Source organism: Microbacterium sp. OVT16B (assembly GCF_019969705.1).
Taxonomy (GTDB): domain Bacteria; phylum Actinomycetota; class Actinomycetes; order Actinomycetales; family Microbacteriaceae; genus Microbacterium; species Microbacterium natoriense.
Genome location: NZ_JAHXZA010000001.1, coordinates 202045 through 218691, shown reverse-complemented (window position 1 = coordinate 218691; position 16647 = coordinate 202045). Strand labels below are relative to the sequence as shown.

General features: G+C 69.8%; 15 protein-coding genes. 11 read left to right on the top strand and 4 right to left on the bottom strand.

Annotated features, from left to right (window positions below):
- The first annotated feature begins 43 nt into the window (after positions 1-43).
- Both LC438_RS01055 and cycA read left to right on the top strand, forming a co-directional pair.
- Complete coding sequence (locus LC438_RS01055) at positions 44-805, top strand: GntR family transcriptional regulator (protein ID WP_105675959.1); 762 nt, start codon at positions 44-46, stop codon at positions 803-805.
- Between the two features lie 256 nt (positions 806-1061).
- Positions 1062-2510, top strand: a complete 1449-nt coding sequence (gene cycA / locus LC438_RS01050; RefSeq protein WP_223585553.1) for a D-serine/D-alanine/glycine transporter — start codon at positions 1062-1064, stop codon at positions 2508-2510.
- Between the two features lie 157 nt (positions 2511-2667).
- Here the strand turns inward: cycA and LC438_RS01045 are convergent, their stop codons facing one another.
- From LC438_RS01045 to LC438_RS01035, 3 genes are all read right to left on the bottom strand, one after another.
- Positions 2668-3099, bottom strand: a complete 432-nt coding sequence (locus tag LC438_RS01045) for a DUF2871 domain-containing protein (protein ID WP_223585552.1) — start codon at positions 3097-3099, stop codon at positions 2668-2670.
- A 244-nt stretch (positions 3100-3343) separates the two neighbouring features.
- Positions 3344-3967: a response regulator transcription factor gene (locus LC438_RS01040; RefSeq protein ID WP_223585551.1), complete on the bottom strand. Its 624-nt coding sequence runs from the start codon at positions 3965-3967 to the stop codon at positions 3344-3346.
- A complete protein-coding gene (locus LC438_RS01035) occupies positions 3964-5214 on the bottom strand; it encodes a sensor histidine kinase (protein ID WP_223585550.1) in 1251 nt (416 codons plus the stop codon). The genes LC438_RS01040 and LC438_RS01035 overlap by 4 nt, the downstream gene beginning before the upstream one ends.
- Before the next feature lie 260 nt (positions 5215-5474).
- Here LC438_RS01035 and LC438_RS01030 point away from each other — a divergent pair, with 260 nt between their 5' ends.
- From LC438_RS01030 to LC438_RS00990, 9 genes are all read left to right on the top strand, one after another.
- Positions 5475-6455 (top strand): aldo/keto reductase, encoded by a 981-nt coding sequence (locus LC438_RS01030; protein ID WP_105675916.1) that lies wholly within the window; start codon positions 5475-5477, stop codon positions 6453-6455.
- Between the two features lie 231 nt (positions 6456-6686).
- Positions 6687-7340: a YigZ family protein gene (locus LC438_RS01025; RefSeq protein ID WP_223585549.1), complete on the top strand. Its 654-nt coding sequence runs from the start codon at positions 6687-6689 to the stop codon at positions 7338-7340.
- Between the two features lie 372 nt (positions 7341-7712).
- Positions 7713-8627, top strand: a complete 915-nt coding sequence (locus LC438_RS01020; RefSeq protein WP_223585548.1) for a J domain-containing protein — start codon at positions 7713-7715, stop codon at positions 8625-8627.
- A 145-nt stretch (positions 8628-8772) separates the two neighbouring features.
- Entirely contained in the window at positions 8773-9804 is a 1032-nt protein-coding gene (locus LC438_RS01015; RefSeq protein WP_105675909.1) for a LacI family DNA-binding transcriptional regulator, read from the top strand.
- The gene (locus tag LC438_RS01010; RefSeq protein WP_223585547.1) at positions 9801-11075 is read left to right on the top strand and encodes a sugar ABC transporter substrate-binding protein; all 1275 of its coding nucleotides are present in this window, start codon (positions 9801-9803) and stop codon (positions 11073-11075) included. The genes LC438_RS01015 and LC438_RS01010 overlap by 4 nt, the downstream gene beginning before the upstream one ends.
- A gap of 4 nt (positions 11076-11079) precedes the next feature.
- Positions 11080-11976: a carbohydrate ABC transporter permease gene (locus LC438_RS01005; protein ID WP_223585546.1), complete on the top strand. Its 897-nt coding sequence runs from the start codon at positions 11080-11082 to the stop codon at positions 11974-11976.
- Entirely contained in the window at positions 11973-12815 is an 843-nt protein-coding gene (locus LC438_RS01000) for a carbohydrate ABC transporter permease (protein ID WP_105675903.1), read from the top strand. Before LC438_RS01005 ends, LC438_RS01000 begins: the two co-directional genes overlap by 4 nt.
- Before the next feature lie 15 nt (positions 12816-12830).
- The gene (locus LC438_RS00995) at positions 12831-13820 is read left to right on the top strand and encodes a glycoside hydrolase family 130 protein (RefSeq protein ID WP_105675901.1); all 990 of its coding nucleotides are present in this window, start codon (positions 12831-12833) and stop codon (positions 13818-13820) included.
- 48 nt (positions 13821-13868) lie between these two features.
- Positions 13869-15899 (top strand): hypothetical protein, encoded by a 2031-nt coding sequence (locus LC438_RS00990; RefSeq protein ID WP_223585545.1) that lies wholly within the window; start codon positions 13869-13871, stop codon positions 15897-15899.
- Here LC438_RS00990 and LC438_RS00985 read toward each other — a convergent pair.
- Positions 15886-16326, bottom strand: coding sequence for a hypothetical protein (locus LC438_RS00985; RefSeq protein WP_223585544.1), 441 nt, complete (start codon positions 16324-16326; stop codon positions 15886-15888). The two genes, LC438_RS00990 and LC438_RS00985, sit on opposite strands and share 14 nt — an antisense overlap.
- Positions 16327-16647: the final 321 nt, after the last annotated feature.

The following is a 16647-nucleotide window of genomic DNA, read 5'->3' as shown; positions in this document are numbered from 1 at the left end:
TCGGAACATGGACCCCGCGACCACGCGGGCCGGGGAGGGAACGATGGCCGGCGACGAGCCCCATTGGCCGGACGAGCTGTTCGCCGACCTCGACCGCACCGGCCCCGTGCCGCTGTACTACCAGGTCTCCAGCCGCCTCGAAGGGGCCATCCACTCCGGCGCCATCCCCGCCGGCGCCCGCCTGGAGAACGAGATCGCGATCGCCCAGCGACTCGGCCTCTCCCGCCCCACCGTGCGTCGCGCGATCCAGGAGGTCGTCGACAAGGGACTGCTCGTCCGCCGCCGCGGCATCGGCACGCAGGTCGTGCAGGGACAGGTCACCCGCCAGGTCGAGCTGACCAGCCTCTACGAAGACCTGCAGGGCTCCCACCACGAGCCCGGCACCCGCGTGCTCGCACACGAGGTCGTCCCCGCGACCGACGCCGTCGCCGTGGGACTCGGCGTGCCGGTCGGCGAGGACGTCGTCTACATCCGCCGCCAGCGCAGCACCGACGGGATGCCGGTGGCCGTGCTGGAGAACTACCTCCCCCGCGAGTTCCGCGACATCACCACCGACGACCTCGGCACCCGCGGGCTCTACCAGATCCTCCGCGCCCGGGGCGTGACGATCCGGATCGCCAAGCAGAAGATCGGCGCCCGGCGCGCCGAAGGAGACGAGAGCGCACTGCTCGACATCGACGACGGCGGCCCCGTGCTCACGATGGAGCGCATCGCCTTCGACGACTCCGGCAGGGCCATCGAGTACGGCCACCACTGCTACCGCCCCGACATGTACAGCTTCGAGACCACGCTCGTCGCGAAGTAGCCGATCCGGCTGACCCTCCGCGCGTCCAGAACTCCGGAGATCTCGGTCGGCGCCCGCGTCGACGCCCGCCGAATCGGGTCTGGCCCGTCCGACGGTCGGCGGATCTCCGGAGTTGTGGACGGCCTCACGCGAGGCCTCGGCCCCGACGCCGATCCGGCTGACCCTCCGCGGATCGTCCGGGCGACGGCATCCGCGTGTATTAGCCTGCACACCGTGCCCGCGCGCGGGCGCAGTCGACGACGACCGGAGGATCACAGTGACGAATCAGCACTCAGGGGGCACCACGAAGGGCGCCGGCGAGGAGGAGCACCTGCGGAGGGCGCTGAGCAACCGCCACATCCAGCTGCTCGCGATCGGTGGGGCGATCGGCACCGGCCTGTTCATGGGCAGCGGCAAGACCATCTCGGTCGCCGGCCCGTCGGTCATCTTCGTCTACATGATCATCGGCTTCATGCTGTTCTTCGTCATGCGGGCGATGGGCGAGCTGCTGCTGTCGAACCTCAAGTACAAGTCGTTCAGCGACTTCGCCAGCGACCTCCTCGGCCCCTGGGCCGGCTTCTTCACCGGGTGGACCTACTGGTTCTGCTGGGTGGTCACCGGCGTCGCCGACGTCATCGCGATCGCCGGGTACACGGATGCGCTCATCCCCGGCATCCCGCTGTGGATCCCCGGCCTGCTCGTCATCATCATCCTGCTCGCGCTGAACCTGCCCACCGTCGCCGCCTTCGGCGAGATGGAGTTCTGGTTCGCGCTCATCAAGATCATCGCGATCGTCGCGCTCATCATCACGGGCCTCGTGATGATCTTCACCGGCTTCCAGCACGACGCCGGCACCGCATCGTTCGCGAACCTGTGGGACCACGGCGGCATGTTCCCGCACGGCTTCATGGGCTTCGTCGCCGGCTTCCAGATCGCCGTCTTCGCGTTCGTCGGCATCGAGCTCGTCGGCACGGCCGCGGCCGAGACGAAGGACCCGACGCGCAACCTGCCGAAGGCGATCAACGCCATCCCGATCCGCGTGCTGCTGTTCTACGTGGGCGCGCTCATCGTGCTCATGGCCGTGACCCCCTGGACCGAGTACGTCGCGGGCGAGAGCCCCTTCATCGCCATGTTCGCCCTCGCCGGCCTCGGCATCGCCGCGACGGTCGTGAACCTCGTCGTGCTGACCTCGGCCATGTCGAGCGCGAACTCGGGCATCTACTCCACCTCGCGCATGGTGTTCGGGCTCGCGCAGGACGGCGACGCCCCGCAGATCTTCGGCCGCCTGTCGTCGCGCAAGGTGCCGCAGAACGCGCTGTTCCTCTCCTGCATCCTGCTGCTGTCGGGCGTCGTGCTGCTGTACGCGGGCAAGGACATCGGCACCGCCTTCGACATGGTGACCACGGTCTCGGCCGTGTGCTTCATGTTCGTGTGGACGATCTTCCTGATCAGCTACATCGTCTACCGCCGCACGCGCAAGGAGAAGGCCGCGGCCTCGGTGTTCCGCATGCCGGGCGGTCTGTTCATGCCCTACGTGGTGCTCGCGTTCTTCGTGTTCATCCTGTGGGCGCTGACCACGCAGCCCGATACGCTGACCGCACTGGCGGTGACGCCGATCTGGTTCGCGCTGCTCGTCGTGGCATGGATCTTCGTGCGCAGGTCTCCGAACCACATCTCCCGTCACGAGGCCCACATCGCGCACCTGCGCGACGACTCCGCGGAGTAACGCGTTCACCTGAACGCCAGAACTCCGGAGATCCGCATCGGCGGTGACCAGATCGGGCGATGCCGGGCTCGTGCCCGGCGGATCTCCGGAGTTCTGGCCGATTCGGTCGGACGGATGCTGATGCGACCGGAGTCTTGACGGGGCTGACGGCCCCGGGTCAGACCGACGACACGGCGGGCTTCGGAGCGAACAGGCGCTTCCGGAGCGCGAGGAACAGCAGCACCATGCCCGCCGAGAGCAGGATGTGACCGAGCCCCGCGATGCCGGAGATCATGGCGGACGACTCCCGACCGAGCACCGTGAGGCATCCGTGCCAGACGAGCATCGCCGAGGTGAGCACGAGTCCGGCGTTGTAGATCCAGAAGAACCAGCCGAACAGGCGGCTCTCGCTCAGTGCGAACGCCTTCTCGAGCAGCAGCACGATCAGCAGCACGACGAAGCCCAGGACGAGGACGTGCGTGTGGACGAGACCGAGCTGGGTGAACTGCCCCTCGGGGAAGCCGTTGGCCTTGGTGAACTCGCGGTAGAAGAGTCCGGAGAGCACGCCGACGAGCATGTAGGCGAACGCGGCGTAGAAGAGCTTGCGCATGAGGGGTGTCCTTTCGAGGCTGACTCCAGCCTCGCTCCGCGGCCCCCGCACCGGATCCATCGTTCGGTTGAGATGCACGGCAGCGCACGGCACGGCATGGCCTCGCAGCTCCCGCCTCCGCACGGCCTCGCATCCGCACGCCTCCGCACCGCCTCGCACCCGCGCGGCGCGGCACGGCACGGCCTCACACCCGCACGGCACGGCAGCGCCGTGCGAAGCTGCGACCGGCGAGACGCCCGAGACGTCAGAGGATGCCGGTGTCCCGGGCGATCGCGATCGCCCTGGCGCGACTGTCGGCGCCGAGCTTCTCGAACACGTGCACGAGGTGCGTCTTGACCGTCGCCTCGGTGACGAACAGCGTCTTCGCGATCTCCCGGTTCGATGAGCCGGTGTCGAGGAGCCGCAGCACGTCGAGCTCGCGCTCGGTGAGCCGCACCCGCGGTGCCCGCATGACCTCGACGACGCGTTCGCTGAGCTCGGGGGTGAGCACGAGCCCTCCTGCGGCGGCGTGACGGATCGCCTGCACGATCACGTCAGGAGCGACGTCTTTCAGCAGATATCCCGCTGCACCTGCCTCAATCGCCCCGAGAATCTCCGCATCTCGATCGAAAGTGGTGAGGATGATCACCGCGGGGGCCGGCTCCTGCGCGCGGAGTGCAGCGGTGGTCTGGACGCCGTCCATGCCGGAGCCCAGGCGCAGATCGCACAGCACGACATCGGGGTGCAGGTGCCGCGACAGCGCCACCGCCTCCTCACCGGATGCGGCCTCCCCGACGACCTCGATGTCGTCACGGCGGTCGAACAACGAGCGCACGCCAGCCCGCACGATGGGGTGGTCGTCGACGAGCAGCACGCGCAGCGCAGTCACGACGCTCTCCCCTCGCCGCGGGGCGACGGGCGCCCTCCGACCGGGACGTGGGCCGAGAGCGCCGTGCCGTCGCCGGGGGCGCTCTCCACGTCGAGTCCGCCGCCGAGCTCGCGGAGCCGCGCCCGCATCGCGCGCAGGCCGTAGCCGCCGTCCGGCCCCGGCGCGTCGAGTCGTGCGGAATCGAAGCCGCGTCCGTCGTCGACGATGTCCAGGCGCACCGTGTCACCGGCATCCGCCAGCGTCACCACCACCCGCGAGGCGCCGGAGTGCGTGCGCACGTTCGCGAGCGCCGACTGGGCCGTGCGCAGCAGGGCGACCTCGGCGTCGAGGCCGAGCGCGGGGAGGTCGTCGGCCTGCAGCGTCGCCGCGATCCCGGTCTCGTCCGACAGGCGCCGCAGCATCCGTCCGAGCGCGTCGCCGAGGGCGGCCTGCTCCAGCTCCGCCGGCATGAGGTCGTTCACGATGCGTCGGGCGTCGGCCAGCCCCTCTGCGGCGAGCGCGGCGATCTGCTCGAGCGCGCGGTCGGGGTCGGCATCCTGCTCCGTCCCGGTCCGAGCCAGCATGCCGATCGACGCCATGCTCTGCGCGACGGTGTCATGGATGTCGCGCGACACCCTGGTGCGCTCGGCGCTCGCACCGGACTCGCGCTGCGTGCGGGCGAGCTCGTCCTGCAGGGCCGCCATCTCCTCGTGCGCCTGGACGAGCGAGGAGATGAGCCGACGCCGTTCGCGCGCGTCGCGGACGAGCTCCAGGTATCCGCGCGAGATCCCCAGCGCGAAGACCCCGCCGACCAGCGGGCCGATCACGTTGGCGTAGCTGGTGGTGCCGTGGTGCAGCACGGGAGCCGCGATGACGACGGCGAGGATCAGGATGCTCAGCGGAGCCGCCCACCGCATCCGCAGCACGAATCCGGAGAGCAGCCAGAGCGCGAAGGCGAGCCACACGTACTCCGGCGACAGCGCGACGGCGCCGAGCCAGATCAGCGTCAGCCCGAGCAGCCAGCCGGCGGCGAGGCGACGGTCCTCGGTGCGCTCGCTCAGCACCAGGCCCCCGCCGTACCAGCCGAGGAAGACGAGGCTGATCGCCAGCACCCACGGCAGGGGCACGCCGTCGAGTGCGGCCCGCCACGAACCGATCGCGACGAGCACCACGGTGATCACCGCCTGCCCGACCCGCACGGAGCCGATCAGCCCCGCCCAGGTGCGCACGCGCACGGGCTCGGCGGCGGGGTGATCAGGAGACGGCATCCTCATATTCTTCCTCCCCGCCCCCTCGCACGCCTCCACCTTTCGGTTGACCGCCCCTTCTCCCTTGCCTATCGCCGTCGAGTTCACCTGCACTCGGCGAGTGCACGGCATCCTCGCGTCGACAGCCCGTGCCCTCGGCGAGATCATGTGCACTCGACGGCGATGGAGGGCCTGGCAAGAGGGGGTGCGGCAGGGCCTCCCTCGGGAGGGAGAGGCGGGCGTAGCGTCGGAACGACAGGATGCCGACGGAAGGACACACCATGCACACGCGCACACTCGGACAGGGCCTCGAGGTCTCGGCGGTCGGACTCGGCTGCATGGGCATGTCGCAGAGCTACGGGCCGAATCCCGGCACACGCGAGGAGATGATCGAGGTGCTGCGCTCGGCGCTCGACCTCGGCGTCACCTTCTTCGACACGGCGGAGGTCTACGGTCCCTACGTGAACGAGGAGCTCGTCGGAGAGGCCCTCGCGCCGATCCGCGACCAGGTCGTGATCGCGACGAAGTTCGGCTGGAAGATCGAAGACGGCAAGAGCGTCGGCCTCGACAGCAGGCCCGAGCAGATCCGACGGGTCGCCGAAGCCTCGTTGCGCCGGCTGCGCACCGACACGATCGACCTCTTCTACCAGCACCGCGTCGACCCGGACGTGCCGATCGAAGACGTGGCCGGGACGGTCGGCGAGCTGATCGCCGAGGGCAAGGTTCGGCACTTCGGCCTCTCCGAGGCGTCGGCGGACACCATCCGGCGCGCGCACGCCGTGCACCCGGTGACGGCCCTGCAGAGCGAGTACTCGCTGTGGACGCGCGAGCCCGAGGCGTCCGTGCTTCCCGTGCTCGCCGAGCTCGGCATCGGCTTCGTGCCGTTCAGCCCCCTCGGCAAGGGCTTCCTGACCGGCACGGTCGATCAGAGCACGCCCTTCACCGAGGGCGACATCCGCGGAACGATCCCGCGCTTCAGCGAGGAGAACCGCGCCGCAAACCAGGAGCTCGTCGGTCAGGTCGCCGCTCTCGCCGCCGCGAAGGACGCCTCTCCCGGACAGATCGCCCTCGCGTGGCTGCTCGCCCGCGAGCCGTGGATCGTGCCCATCCCCGGCACGCGCCGCACGGCGCGCATCGCCGAGAACGCGGGCTCGACCGCCGTCGCGCTGTCCGCCGACGAGATGTCCGCCCTCGATCAGCTGGCCACGCGGGTCCACGGCGCCCGCTACAACCCCCAGCAGATGTCCTTCATCGACCGCTGACCCCGCTCTTCCCGCGGTGGTGTCGCGTCGCGTCGCGTCGCGTCGCGTCGCGTCGGGGCGCGTCGGGTCGCGTCGACTTCACGTGCACTCGGCGAGTGCACGGCATCCCGACGTCGACAGGCCGTGCAGTCGGCGACTTCACGTGCACTCGGCGGCTTCGCTTGCATAGGCGGGCTTCGCGTGCGCTCGGCGAGATCGCGTGCGTGCACGCGGCGGGGCTAGCGTGGCGGGGTGAGCACAGACCGCAGCTACCCGACGACGATCGCCGCGGGCGTGGAGCACGAGCTCGTCATCAAGAAGTCGCGGTTCATCGCCCACGTCGAACCCGTCTCCTCGGTGCCGGAGGCGGATGCCGTCATCGCCGGCATCCGCAAACGGTTCTGGGACGCACGGCACAACTGCAGCGCGATGATCACCGGCCTGCTCGGCGACCAGGCGCGGTCATCGGATGACGGAGAGCCGTCAGGCACAGCCGGCATCCCGATGCTCGAGGTGCTGCGGCGCCGGGACCTCACCGATGTCGTGGCCGTGGTCACCCGGTACTTCGGCGGCGTCAAGCTCGGAGCCGGCGGACTCGTGCGCGCCTACTCCACCGCCGTCTCGGAGGCGCTGGATCTCGCGTCGCCCGTGCGGCGGGAGTCGCTCACGCAGGCGACGGTGGTCGTGCCCCACGCGGATGCCGGCCGCTACGACAACCTGCTGCGCGACTGGGCCGGCCACCACGGCGCGACGCTGGGCGCACCGAGCTACGGCGCGGCGGCGACGCTCGAGCTCTGGGCGCCCGCCGCGGCGCTCGCCTCCCTGGCCGACGACCTCGCCGCCGCATCCGCCGGCGCCGTGACGCCCGTCTTCGGCGCCGAGCGCATCGTCGACGTGCCCGACTGACCGCCCGTCGTCGTGTCTACGTCTCCCTTCTGCCTGCGCCCGCCCGCCACCGGAGTCCGTCGGCGGTCGCCGCCCATCGCCCGTCGCCCTCGCGTGACCTCGCCGAGAGTGCACGGCCTCACGACGGCAGCATCCCGCCGGGCTCTGCGGGAAACCCCAGAGCATCTGCACGCGGCACGGCGTGTCGACCGGCGGCACGCCGTACCGGCATCCGATGCTCTGGGTTTCCCTGATGAGCGGGCGTCGACCGGCGCCGCGCCGCACCGGGCATCCGACGCTCTGGGTTCCCGAGCGAACGGGGTGAGATCGGTGCGGGGCGTCCGCACCCCGGCACGGCGGATACGCTGGATCAGAGCTGCCGGAAGGAGCGAGATGTTCGACAGCCCGCTCTCGGCCTCTGCGTACGAGGTGCTCGGCGTCGACCCGACGGTCGACCACGACGAGCTGCGGCGCGCCTACCGGCTGCGCCTGCGCCAGACGCACCCCGACACGGGTGGCGACGCCGCCGTGTTCATCCAGGTTCAGTACGCGTGGGAGCTCATCGGCACCCCCGAGGGCCGCGCCGCGTACGACCGCGGGCACGGTTTCGTCGAGGAGAGCGAGTGGAGCGGATGGCGCGTGCAGACCGCCCGTCCGGACACACGGCCGCGCGCCCGCTCCTACGGGCACCCGGGCGGATGGCGCCGGGAGCGGTACATCACGCTGATCCGCGAGTGGGCGGGCGTCGGCGTGGAGGTCCCCGATCCCTACGACCCCGCGCTGGTCCGTCAGGCGCCGCGCGAACTTCGCCGGCTGCTCGCCGATGCGCTGGCGGAGGAGGAGACGGCCCGGACCGTCTCCGACCTCGGCATGGGCTTCACGATCTGGCATGACGTGGCCACGGGGGCGGATGCCGACGACAAGCTCGACCATGTCGTCCTCAGCCCGTCCGGTCTCTACGGCGTGATGTCGGAGGACTTCGGCGGGGTGGTCGGATTCCGCCGCGGCGAGATCACGGGCCCGACCGTCGGGGTCCGCGCACCCGTCACCGCGCTCCTCGGGCGCATGCGCGTGACGGCACGTGCCGCACGGGTGCGGTTCGGCGGCGCCATCGTCGTGCTGCCGGACGACGACCTCGTGCAGGCCGTCACTCCGCTGGGCACCGTGCGCGGCGTCCCGGTCGTCGTGGTGCGCCGGAGCGCGCTGGGCATGGTGCTCCGGCAGGGCGTGCCAGGAGTGCGCGCGATCGGCGGCAACGAGCTCTTCGACGTCCGCACGCGCCTGCAGCAGACCGTGCGATTCGTCTGAGCGGCGCGCTCGCCCGCGATTGAAGGCCTAGCGGCATCCACTCCCCTCACAACTGACGGGTTCCGCGCCGAGCGTTGACGCAGCGAATCAAACCGGTTTACACTCATCAAACCGGTTCACTCCGGTCTTTCCACGAGGAGGTGGCATGAGCCGCACGACGATCGCCGATGTCGCCCGCGAGGCCGGCGTCACGAAGGCGACGGTGTCGCACGCCCTGAGCGGCAACCGCCCGATCTCCGAGGAGACCCGTGCGAAGGTCCTCGCGGCGGCCGAGAAGCTCAACTGGGCGCCCAGCCAGAGCGCCAGAGCCCTCGCGAACCGCCGCGCCAACGCCGTGGCCGTCGTCCTCGCCCGCGACCCCGAGGTCATCGCGAACGACTCGTTCTTCCCCGCCTTCATCGCCGGAGTGGAGTCCGTCCTCGCCGAGACCGAGACGGCACTCATCCTGCAGGTGGTCCCCGACCGCGACGCCGAGGAGCGCGCCTACCGCTCACTCACCCACGGCCGCGCCGACGGCGCGCTTCTGCTCGACCTCCGCGACGACGACTGGCGCGTGCCCTTCCTCGACGAGCTCGAGCTGCCGACGGTCCTGGTCGGCGCCTACGACCAGCCGCACTCGTTCTCCTGCGTCCGCACCGACGATGCGACCCCCGTGCGCGAGATCATCACCCACCTGCGCGACGCCGGTCACGAGCGCATCGCGCACATCTCCGGCCCGCTCGCCTACGTGCACTCCCGCGCCCGCGCCGAGGCCTACACCGACGAGATCGGCAGCGACGAGCTGCTGCGCGAGGGCGACTTCACCGCAGCGAGCGGACGCGCGCTGACCGAGGAGCTGCTCGCTCTTCCCGAGCGCCCCACCGCGATCGTCTACGCGAACGACACGATGGCGATCGCCGGCCTGTCCTACGCGCGCTCGCAGGGCCTCTCGATCCCCGACGACCTCGCGATCGCCGGATTCGACGACGACCACCTCTCCGCCCACCTCTCTCCGGCGCTGACCAGCGTCTCGTCGGACCCCGCCGCGCGAGGTCGCGCGGCCGCCCGCCTCCTGCGGGCAGACATCCTCGGAGCGCAGCCGCGCACCGAGATCGTCGACTGCAACGTCGTGCACTTCCGCGAGAGCACAGCGGCGCCGTCGGCAGCTACACCCACCGTGTCGAGGAGGACACCATGAAGAAGATCCGTGCAGCAGCACTCGTCGGCGCAGTCAGCGCCTTCGCGCTCGTCGCGACCGGATGCTCGGCAGGAGCCGGCACCACCGGCGGCTCGGCCGACGGAAAGGGCCCGATCAAGGTCTGGCTGTCGAACAACGAGCAGGAGGTGGCCTGGGGTCACGCCGTCGTCGACGCCTGGAACAAGGAGCACCCCGACGAGAAGGTGACCGCGCAGGAGATCCCGGCCGGATCCTCCTCCGAAGAGGCGATCACCGCGGCGATCACCGCCGGCACCGCACCGTGCCTCGTGTACAACGTGGCCCCGGCCGCCGTCTCCGGATGGGTCAAGCAGGGCGGCCTCGTCGACCTCAGCAAGCTCGACGGCGGCGACGACTACATCACCTCGCGCGGCGGAGAGCTCGCCGCCTACAAGACCGACGACGGCTTCTACCAGCTGCCGTGGAAGTCCAACCCGGTGATGGTCATGTACAACAAGGCCCTCTTCCAGGCCGCAGGCATCGACCCCGAAGACCCGCAGATGAACACCTACGACGCCTTCCTCGAGGGGTCCAAGAAGATCGTGGCCTCGGGTGTGCAGAGCGCGATCTGGCCGGCGCCCACGAGCGAGTTCTACCAGCCGTGGTTCGACTTCTATCCGCTGTACCTCGCCGAGACCGACGGCACCATGCTGGTCGAAGACGGCAAGGCCACGTTCGACTCGGATGCCGGAAAGAAGGTCGCCGAGTTCTGGAAGACGATCTACGACGAGAAGCTGGCCCCGAACGAGGCCTCGACCGACGACGCGATGTCGGCGGGCACCACGGCCATGCAGCTCGCGGGACCGTGGGCCATCCCGTCGTACGCCGACACCGTCGACGTCGGCTTCATGCCGGTGCCGACCAGCGACGGTCGCGACAACCCGACGACCTTCGCCGACTCCAAGAGCGTCTCGATGTTCACGGCGTGCAAGAACCAGGGCACCGCGTGGGACTTCCTGCAGTTCTCCACGAACGAGGACAGCGACGGCCAGCTGCTGGAGCTCACCGGTCAGATGCCGATGCGCACCGACCTCGCCGGCACCTACCCCGACTACTTCTCCGCGAACCCGGACTACACGGCCTTCGCGAAGCAGGTCGAGGCGACGGCTGACGTGCCCAGCATCCCGAACTCCGTCGAGGCCTGGCAGGCCTTCCGCGACGAGTACTCGTCGGCCGTGATCTTCGGCAAGACCTCCATCGACGAGTTCCTGAAGACGGCGGCCTCGAAGATCGACAAGCTCGTCGCCGAGTGACGTCATGACCGACAACCGGCGGCTGCGCACCCGATGGCTGGGTGCGCAGCCGATCGGCGGCCTCTTCGCGCTGCCGTACTTCGTCTTCGTGATCGCGATCTTCGCGTATCCGCTCGCCTTCGCCGTCTACATCGCCTTCCACGACTACTTCTTCACCGCCCCCGGTACGGAGGTCGAGCGCCCGTTCGTCGGCTTCGACAACTTCGTCACGGTGCTCACCGACCCGCGGGTCATCGACTCGTTCCGCAACACGCTCGTGTTCCTCGTGATCAACGTGCCGCTGACCGCGGTGCTGTCGCTGATCCTCGCGGCGGCGCTGAACACCGGCATCCGCTGGGTCGCCGCCTACCGCGTGGCGTTCTACGTGCCGTATCTGACGGCGAGCGTCTCGCTCGTGGGCGTGTGGATGCTGCTGTTCTCGGGCAACGGACTGATCAACACGATCCTCGGCCCGCTCGCCCCCGACCCCTCATGGCTCGTCAACAGCGGACTCGCGATGCCGATGATCGCGCTGTACGTGACGTGGAAGCAGCTGGGCTTCTACATCCTCCTGTATCTGGCAGCACTGCAGAACGTGCCGAAGGAGCTGTACGAATCGGCCGAGACCGACGGCGCCGGCATCCTCTCCCGATTCCGTCACGTGACCGTGCCCGGCGTCCGCAGCGCGACGACCCTCGTGCTGATCCTCTCGATCATCACCGGCGCCAACCTCTTCACCGAGCCCTACCTGCTCACGAACGGCGGCGGCCCCGACGGCGCCTCGTCCACCCCCGTGCTGCTCATCTACCAGCTGGGCATCCAGCAGCAGAACCCCGACACCGCAGCGGCGATCGGCATGATCCTCGTGGTCCTGGTCGGGATGCTGTCGCTCGCCGCCAACCGCGCGACCAGGGAGCGATGATGACCCGCAGACGTTCAGTCCCCCGCATCCTGAGCATCATCGTGCTCACGATCGCGGCGATCGGCTTCGCCTTCCCGTTCTACTTCATGCTCGTGGGGGCGTTCCAGAAGAACCCCACGAACTCCCCGAACGAGCTCTTCCCGACGAGCGGGTGGACGGTCGACAACTTCGTCGCGATCGACTCGCGCATCGACCTGGCGGGTTCCCTGCTGAACTCGCTCGTCTTCACGGCGGGCGTGCTGCTCGGCACCGTCGTGTTCGGGCTGCTCGCCGGCTACGCGATCGCCCGGCTCGACTTCCGCGGTCGCGGGGTGATCTGGGTGCTCATGCTGCTCGTGCAGATGGTGCCGTTCCAGCTGCTCATGATCCCGCTGTACGTGCAGATCACGCGCAGCTACGGCCTGGGCGACTCGTATCTGGGCATGATCCTGCCGTTCCTCATCAACACGACCGCGGTGTTCATCTTCACGCAGTTCTTCAAGGCGCTGCCCGTGGAGATCTTCGAGGCGGCGCGGATCGACGGGGCAGGTGAGATCCGCCTGCTGACCTCGGTGGCGCTCCCGCTGATCCGACCGGTGCTCGTGACCGTCGTGCTGGTGACCTTCATCGGCCCGTGGAACGAGTTCCTGTGGCCGTTCCTCATCACCAAGGACTCGAGCCTTCAGCCGCTCGCCGTGTCCCTCGCCAACTACATCTCGAACGTGGCGCAGTCCACCGCCAACCCCAACGGCGCGATCCTCGCGGGCGCCACCGCCCTCGCGTTCCCCGTCGTGATCCTGTTCATCGTCTTCCAGCGGTTCTTCACCGCCACCGACCTCGGCGCCGCCGTCAAGGGCTAGCCCAGAAAGGCATCCATGTTCACCGGAGCATCCTTCCCCCTCGGACCGTTCACCCCCTACGAGGGCAACCCCATCCTGCGCCCCCGCGGCGAGAGCTGGGAGTCGGCCAACCTGTACAACCCGGCCGCGCTGGTCGACGGCGACGAGGTCGTGCTGCTGTACCGCGCGCACGCCGACGACATCGTGTCGCACATCGGCATGGCCCGCTCCCGCGACGGGGTGACCTTCACGCGAGAGGATGCTCCGATCCTCTCCCCGTCCGAGGATTACGAGCGCTACGGCTGCGAGGATCCGCGCATCGCGCTGATCGACGGCACCTACTACCTCACCTACACGGGCTGGGACCGCCGCAGCGCCCAGCTGTGCCTGGCGACCTCGACCGATCTGCGCACCTGGACCAAGCACGGCCCGCTGTTCGAGGACTTCGACACGTTCAAGACCATGGATCCGCGCGGCTTCAACTGGTCGAAGGCCGGCGTGATCGTGCCGCAGCGGATGCACGGCAAATGGTGGATGTACTTCGGCGAGGGCGCGATCTACTGGGCCACGAGCGACGACCTCATCCACTGGACGCCGGGCACCGCAGACACCGACCCCATGTACTCCCCCACGCCGGGCACGTGGGACGAGGCCCTGGTCGAGATCGGCGCCTCCCCCGTGCTCGCCGACAACGGACTGCTCGTGTTCCTCACGAACGGCGCGACCCGCACGATCAACGACGACGGCTCGGTCGACGTCGACTACCGCTGCGGGCAGATCGCGATCGACCCCGACGAGCCGACGAAGGTCATCGCCCGGCTGCAGGAGCCGTGGCTGCGGCCGCAGTCGTTCGAGGACCTGCACGGACTCATCTCGAACGTGACCTTCATCGAGGGGCTCGTGAAGTTCCACGGCAGGTGGTTCGCGTACTACGGCCAGTCCGACACCACCCTCGCCGTCGCGATCCACGATCCGGCGGAGCCGTGGGGCCGCGCGCTGCGCGAGCCCGCGGCCGACCTCTCCTGATCGCCCCTCACGAACCCCGCTCCACCGACAGCACGAAGAAGTGATGACATGGACACCTCACGACGCACCTTCCTGACCATCGCGGCGACGGCATCCGCCCTCGCCCTGATCCCGGTCGACGCGGCCGTCGGCGCGACGACCGCAGCTCCAGGGCTCGCCGGTCCGCTGCCGCTCGACGCCGCCCGACGCCCGCGCCTGACGAATCTCGCGCACCTGCGTTTCCTGCTCGCCGACGTTCCCGTCACCGCGAGCGCCGAGCACACCACGTTCGGCATCGACACCCGGCCGACAGTGCGGGCGCCGTGGACCTACGCGGATGCCGACGGTGCCGGCGGCTTCCGCCGCGTCGGAGGAGGGAACCGCGATGCGGTGACCGGCTACTGGAGCCAGGGTGCGTACAACGCCGACGACATCGCGCGAGCGGCCGTCGTGCTGCTGCGGGATTGGAAGGCGACGGGCGATGCGCAGAGCCGCGACGAGGCGCGCGACCTGCTGCGCTCTCTCGCGTTCCTGCAGACCGCGACCGGACCGAACGCGGGTCGGGTGGTGCTGTGGCAGCAGGAGGACGGCACGCTGAACCCCAGCGCGATCCCGGTCGAGCTGCCCGATCCGTCGGACTCGGCGGAGTCGTACTGGCTCGCCCGGTCGGTGTGGGCGTTCGGCGAGGGCCATGCCGCGTTCCGTCGGGAGGATGCCGCTTTCGCGGAGTTCCTGCTGGCGCGGCTGCACCTGTGCCTCGACGCGCTCGGACGCGAGTCGCTCGGCCGTGCCGGGCAGTGGGTGCGCAGCGACGGCAGGAGGCTTCCGGCCTGGCTGATCGCGGGAGGGGCGGATGCCACGGCTGAGGCCATGCTCGGCCTCAGCGCCGCCGCCGAAGCGGGTGACTCCCGCAGTCGCAGCGCACTCCAGACCTATGGCGAGGGCGTGGCCGCGATGGCGACGGACCCTCGGGTGGGCTGGCCGTTCGGGGCCGTGCTGCCGTGGACGGGCTCGCTGGGCTTCTGGCACGCGTGGGGCTCGGCCGCTCCCGAGGCGCTCGCCCGCGCGGGCGCCGTGCTGCGCCGCCGCGACTGGACGACGGCGGCCGCGGCCGATGCCGGGCGCTTCACGCCGCAGGTGCTCGCGGCGGGCGGGCCGAGCAACGCCTGGGCCCCGCTTCCCGCCGAGGCGCAGATCGCCTACGGCGCGCACGGACGCGTGGCCGGTGCGGTCGCCGCGGGCGGCGAGGGACACCGCGTACTCGCCGGCCTGGCCGCCGGATGGTTCTTCGGCGCGAACACCGCCGGCATCCCGACGTACGACCCGGCGACCGGCGTGACGTTCGACGGCGTCGAGACCGACGGCCGCGTGAACCGCAACTCCGGCGCGGAGTCCACGATCCACGGGCTGCTGACGATGCTGCTGCTCGACGCGAACCGCGACATCGCGCAGATCGCGACATCGATCACGGGGTTGAGCTCGCACTCGGGTCTGCGCGTGATCGACGCGGAGACCGCCCGGCTCTCCCCCGGCAGCACGGTCGTGCGACCGGCCGGCGGGGCCTGGACCGGCGAGGGCAACCTGTCGGGCGGGGCGTACGTGCAGGTCCCGCGGGGCGAGTGGGTGGAGTTCGACGTGACGGAGGTGGGCGGCATCCTGCACGGTCTCATCTGGCGGCAGGCAGCGGATGCCGGGGATGCCGTGTGGGAGGTGTTCCGCGGACGACGTCGCCTGTGGACGACCAAGACCTCAGCGGGCGGGACCGGCGACCGCGGACTCACCGAGGCAGACGGCATGCTCGTGCCGCAGCTGCTCGGCGGGGACCTGCCTGCCGAGCAGGTCACGGTGCGCTGCACGAGTCGGGGCGACGTGCGGCTCGACGCACTGGTGATCCAGCCGCGCGTCGTGAGCGCGGTGTACGCGACCACGACGGGGTCCGCGGTGCTCTACGCCAACGGCTCCCGGTCGGACGAGCGGGTCGCCCCGCTGGCGCCCGGCAGCGGTCGGGCCTACGACGCGGACGGATCGCAGCACGGCCAGGCCGCCCAGGGAGGGCGGGTCCGCGTGCGCGGCGAGGGGTTCACGATCACGCGCGGCTGAGACGGTCTCTGACGAGGGGCATCGTGCAGTTCTCTTCCAATGACCGATGCTTCTCCGACGCCGGGCAGAATGTGAGCGCGCAGATGCACGCGTTCAGGTGCAGAACCACCAGCGGTGCCATCGCGTTCTCCATTGCGACTTGCACGGCTCTCTTGAGAAGAACTTTCACGCACACGGCGAGAATCCGTGATCCGGCGACTTCCTCGCCTACAAGCTCATCGATGACCGCGCCCGGCACATCGATGATCCTCTGCAAGCCCAGCGCTACCTGCTCGAAGAGCTGACACAATACGTGACCTGAGCGAGGAATGCGGGCATCGCCAGTGGGAGTGAGCGCGTCGATGAGGTCGAAAGTCGCGTCACGGAGTCGGCCGTCAGGCGGACTCAACATGAGGTCGACCACACTCTCACTGAGTTGAGCGATCAAGCGGTACTGATTGTCATAGCGCCGCGCCTCCGGTCGCGACGCTGGTGAGATTCTGCGTGGGGCAGACCAGGCATCGGACGTGCGCTCCGCCCAGTCTGACGAAGGCGTCGCTCCAGTTCTATGAATCGGGCAACGCTGCCTCCCACTCTCAGTGCGGTGCAGCCCAGTAACTTTCGCGGTGCATTGGCTGTAGCTCACATTTCCCCCTCGAAGATGCAATCGCCCGCTCCGGGCTGGCTCCCATTAGAGCACCACGTCGACGAGCAGAAAGACTGCACGGAGGCTGACCCGCAGTTGTGTGGGTGAGTTCTGGGAGCCGCG

What these genes read in the sequence shown, in the direction of transcription:
- LC438_RS00990 (WP_223585545.1), top strand. Translation starts at nt 13,869, where the DNA reads ATGGACACCTCACGACGCACCTTCCTGACCATCGCGGCGACGGCATCC.
- LC438_RS01045 (WP_223585552.1), bottom strand. Translation starts at nt 3,099, where the DNA reads ATGCGCAAGCTCTTCTACGCCGCGTTCGCCTACATGCTCGTCGGCGTG.
- LC438_RS01000 (WP_105675903.1), top strand. Translation starts at nt 11,973, where the DNA reads ATGATGACCCGCAGACGTTCAGTCCCCCGCATCCTGAGCATCATCGTG.
- LC438_RS01055 (WP_105675959.1), top strand. Translation starts at nt 44, where the DNA reads ATGGCCGGCGACGAGCCCCATTGGCCGGACGAGCTGTTCGCCGACCTC.
- LC438_RS01015 (WP_105675909.1), top strand. Translation starts at nt 8,773, where the DNA reads ATGAGCCGCACGACGATCGCCGATGTCGCCCGCGAGGCCGGCGTCACG.
- LC438_RS01030 (WP_105675916.1), top strand. Translation starts at nt 5,475, where the DNA reads ATGCACACGCGCACACTCGGACAGGGCCTCGAGGTCTCGGCGGTCGGA.
- LC438_RS01010 (WP_223585547.1), top strand. Translation starts at nt 9,801, where the DNA reads ATGAAGAAGATCCGTGCAGCAGCACTCGTCGGCGCAGTCAGCGCCTTC.
- LC438_RS00995 (WP_105675901.1), top strand. Translation starts at nt 12,831, where the DNA reads ATGTTCACCGGAGCATCCTTCCCCCTCGGACCGTTCACCCCCTACGAG.
- LC438_RS01020 (WP_223585548.1), top strand. Translation starts at nt 7,713, where the DNA reads ATGTTCGACAGCCCGCTCTCGGCCTCTGCGTACGAGGTGCTCGGCGTC.
- LC438_RS01035 (WP_223585550.1), bottom strand. Translation starts at nt 5,214, where the DNA reads ATGCCGTCTCCTGATCACCCCGCCGCCGAGCCCGTGCGCGTGCGCACC.
- LC438_RS01005 (WP_223585546.1), top strand. Translation starts at nt 11,080, where the DNA reads ATGACCGACAACCGGCGGCTGCGCACCCGATGGCTGGGTGCGCAGCCG.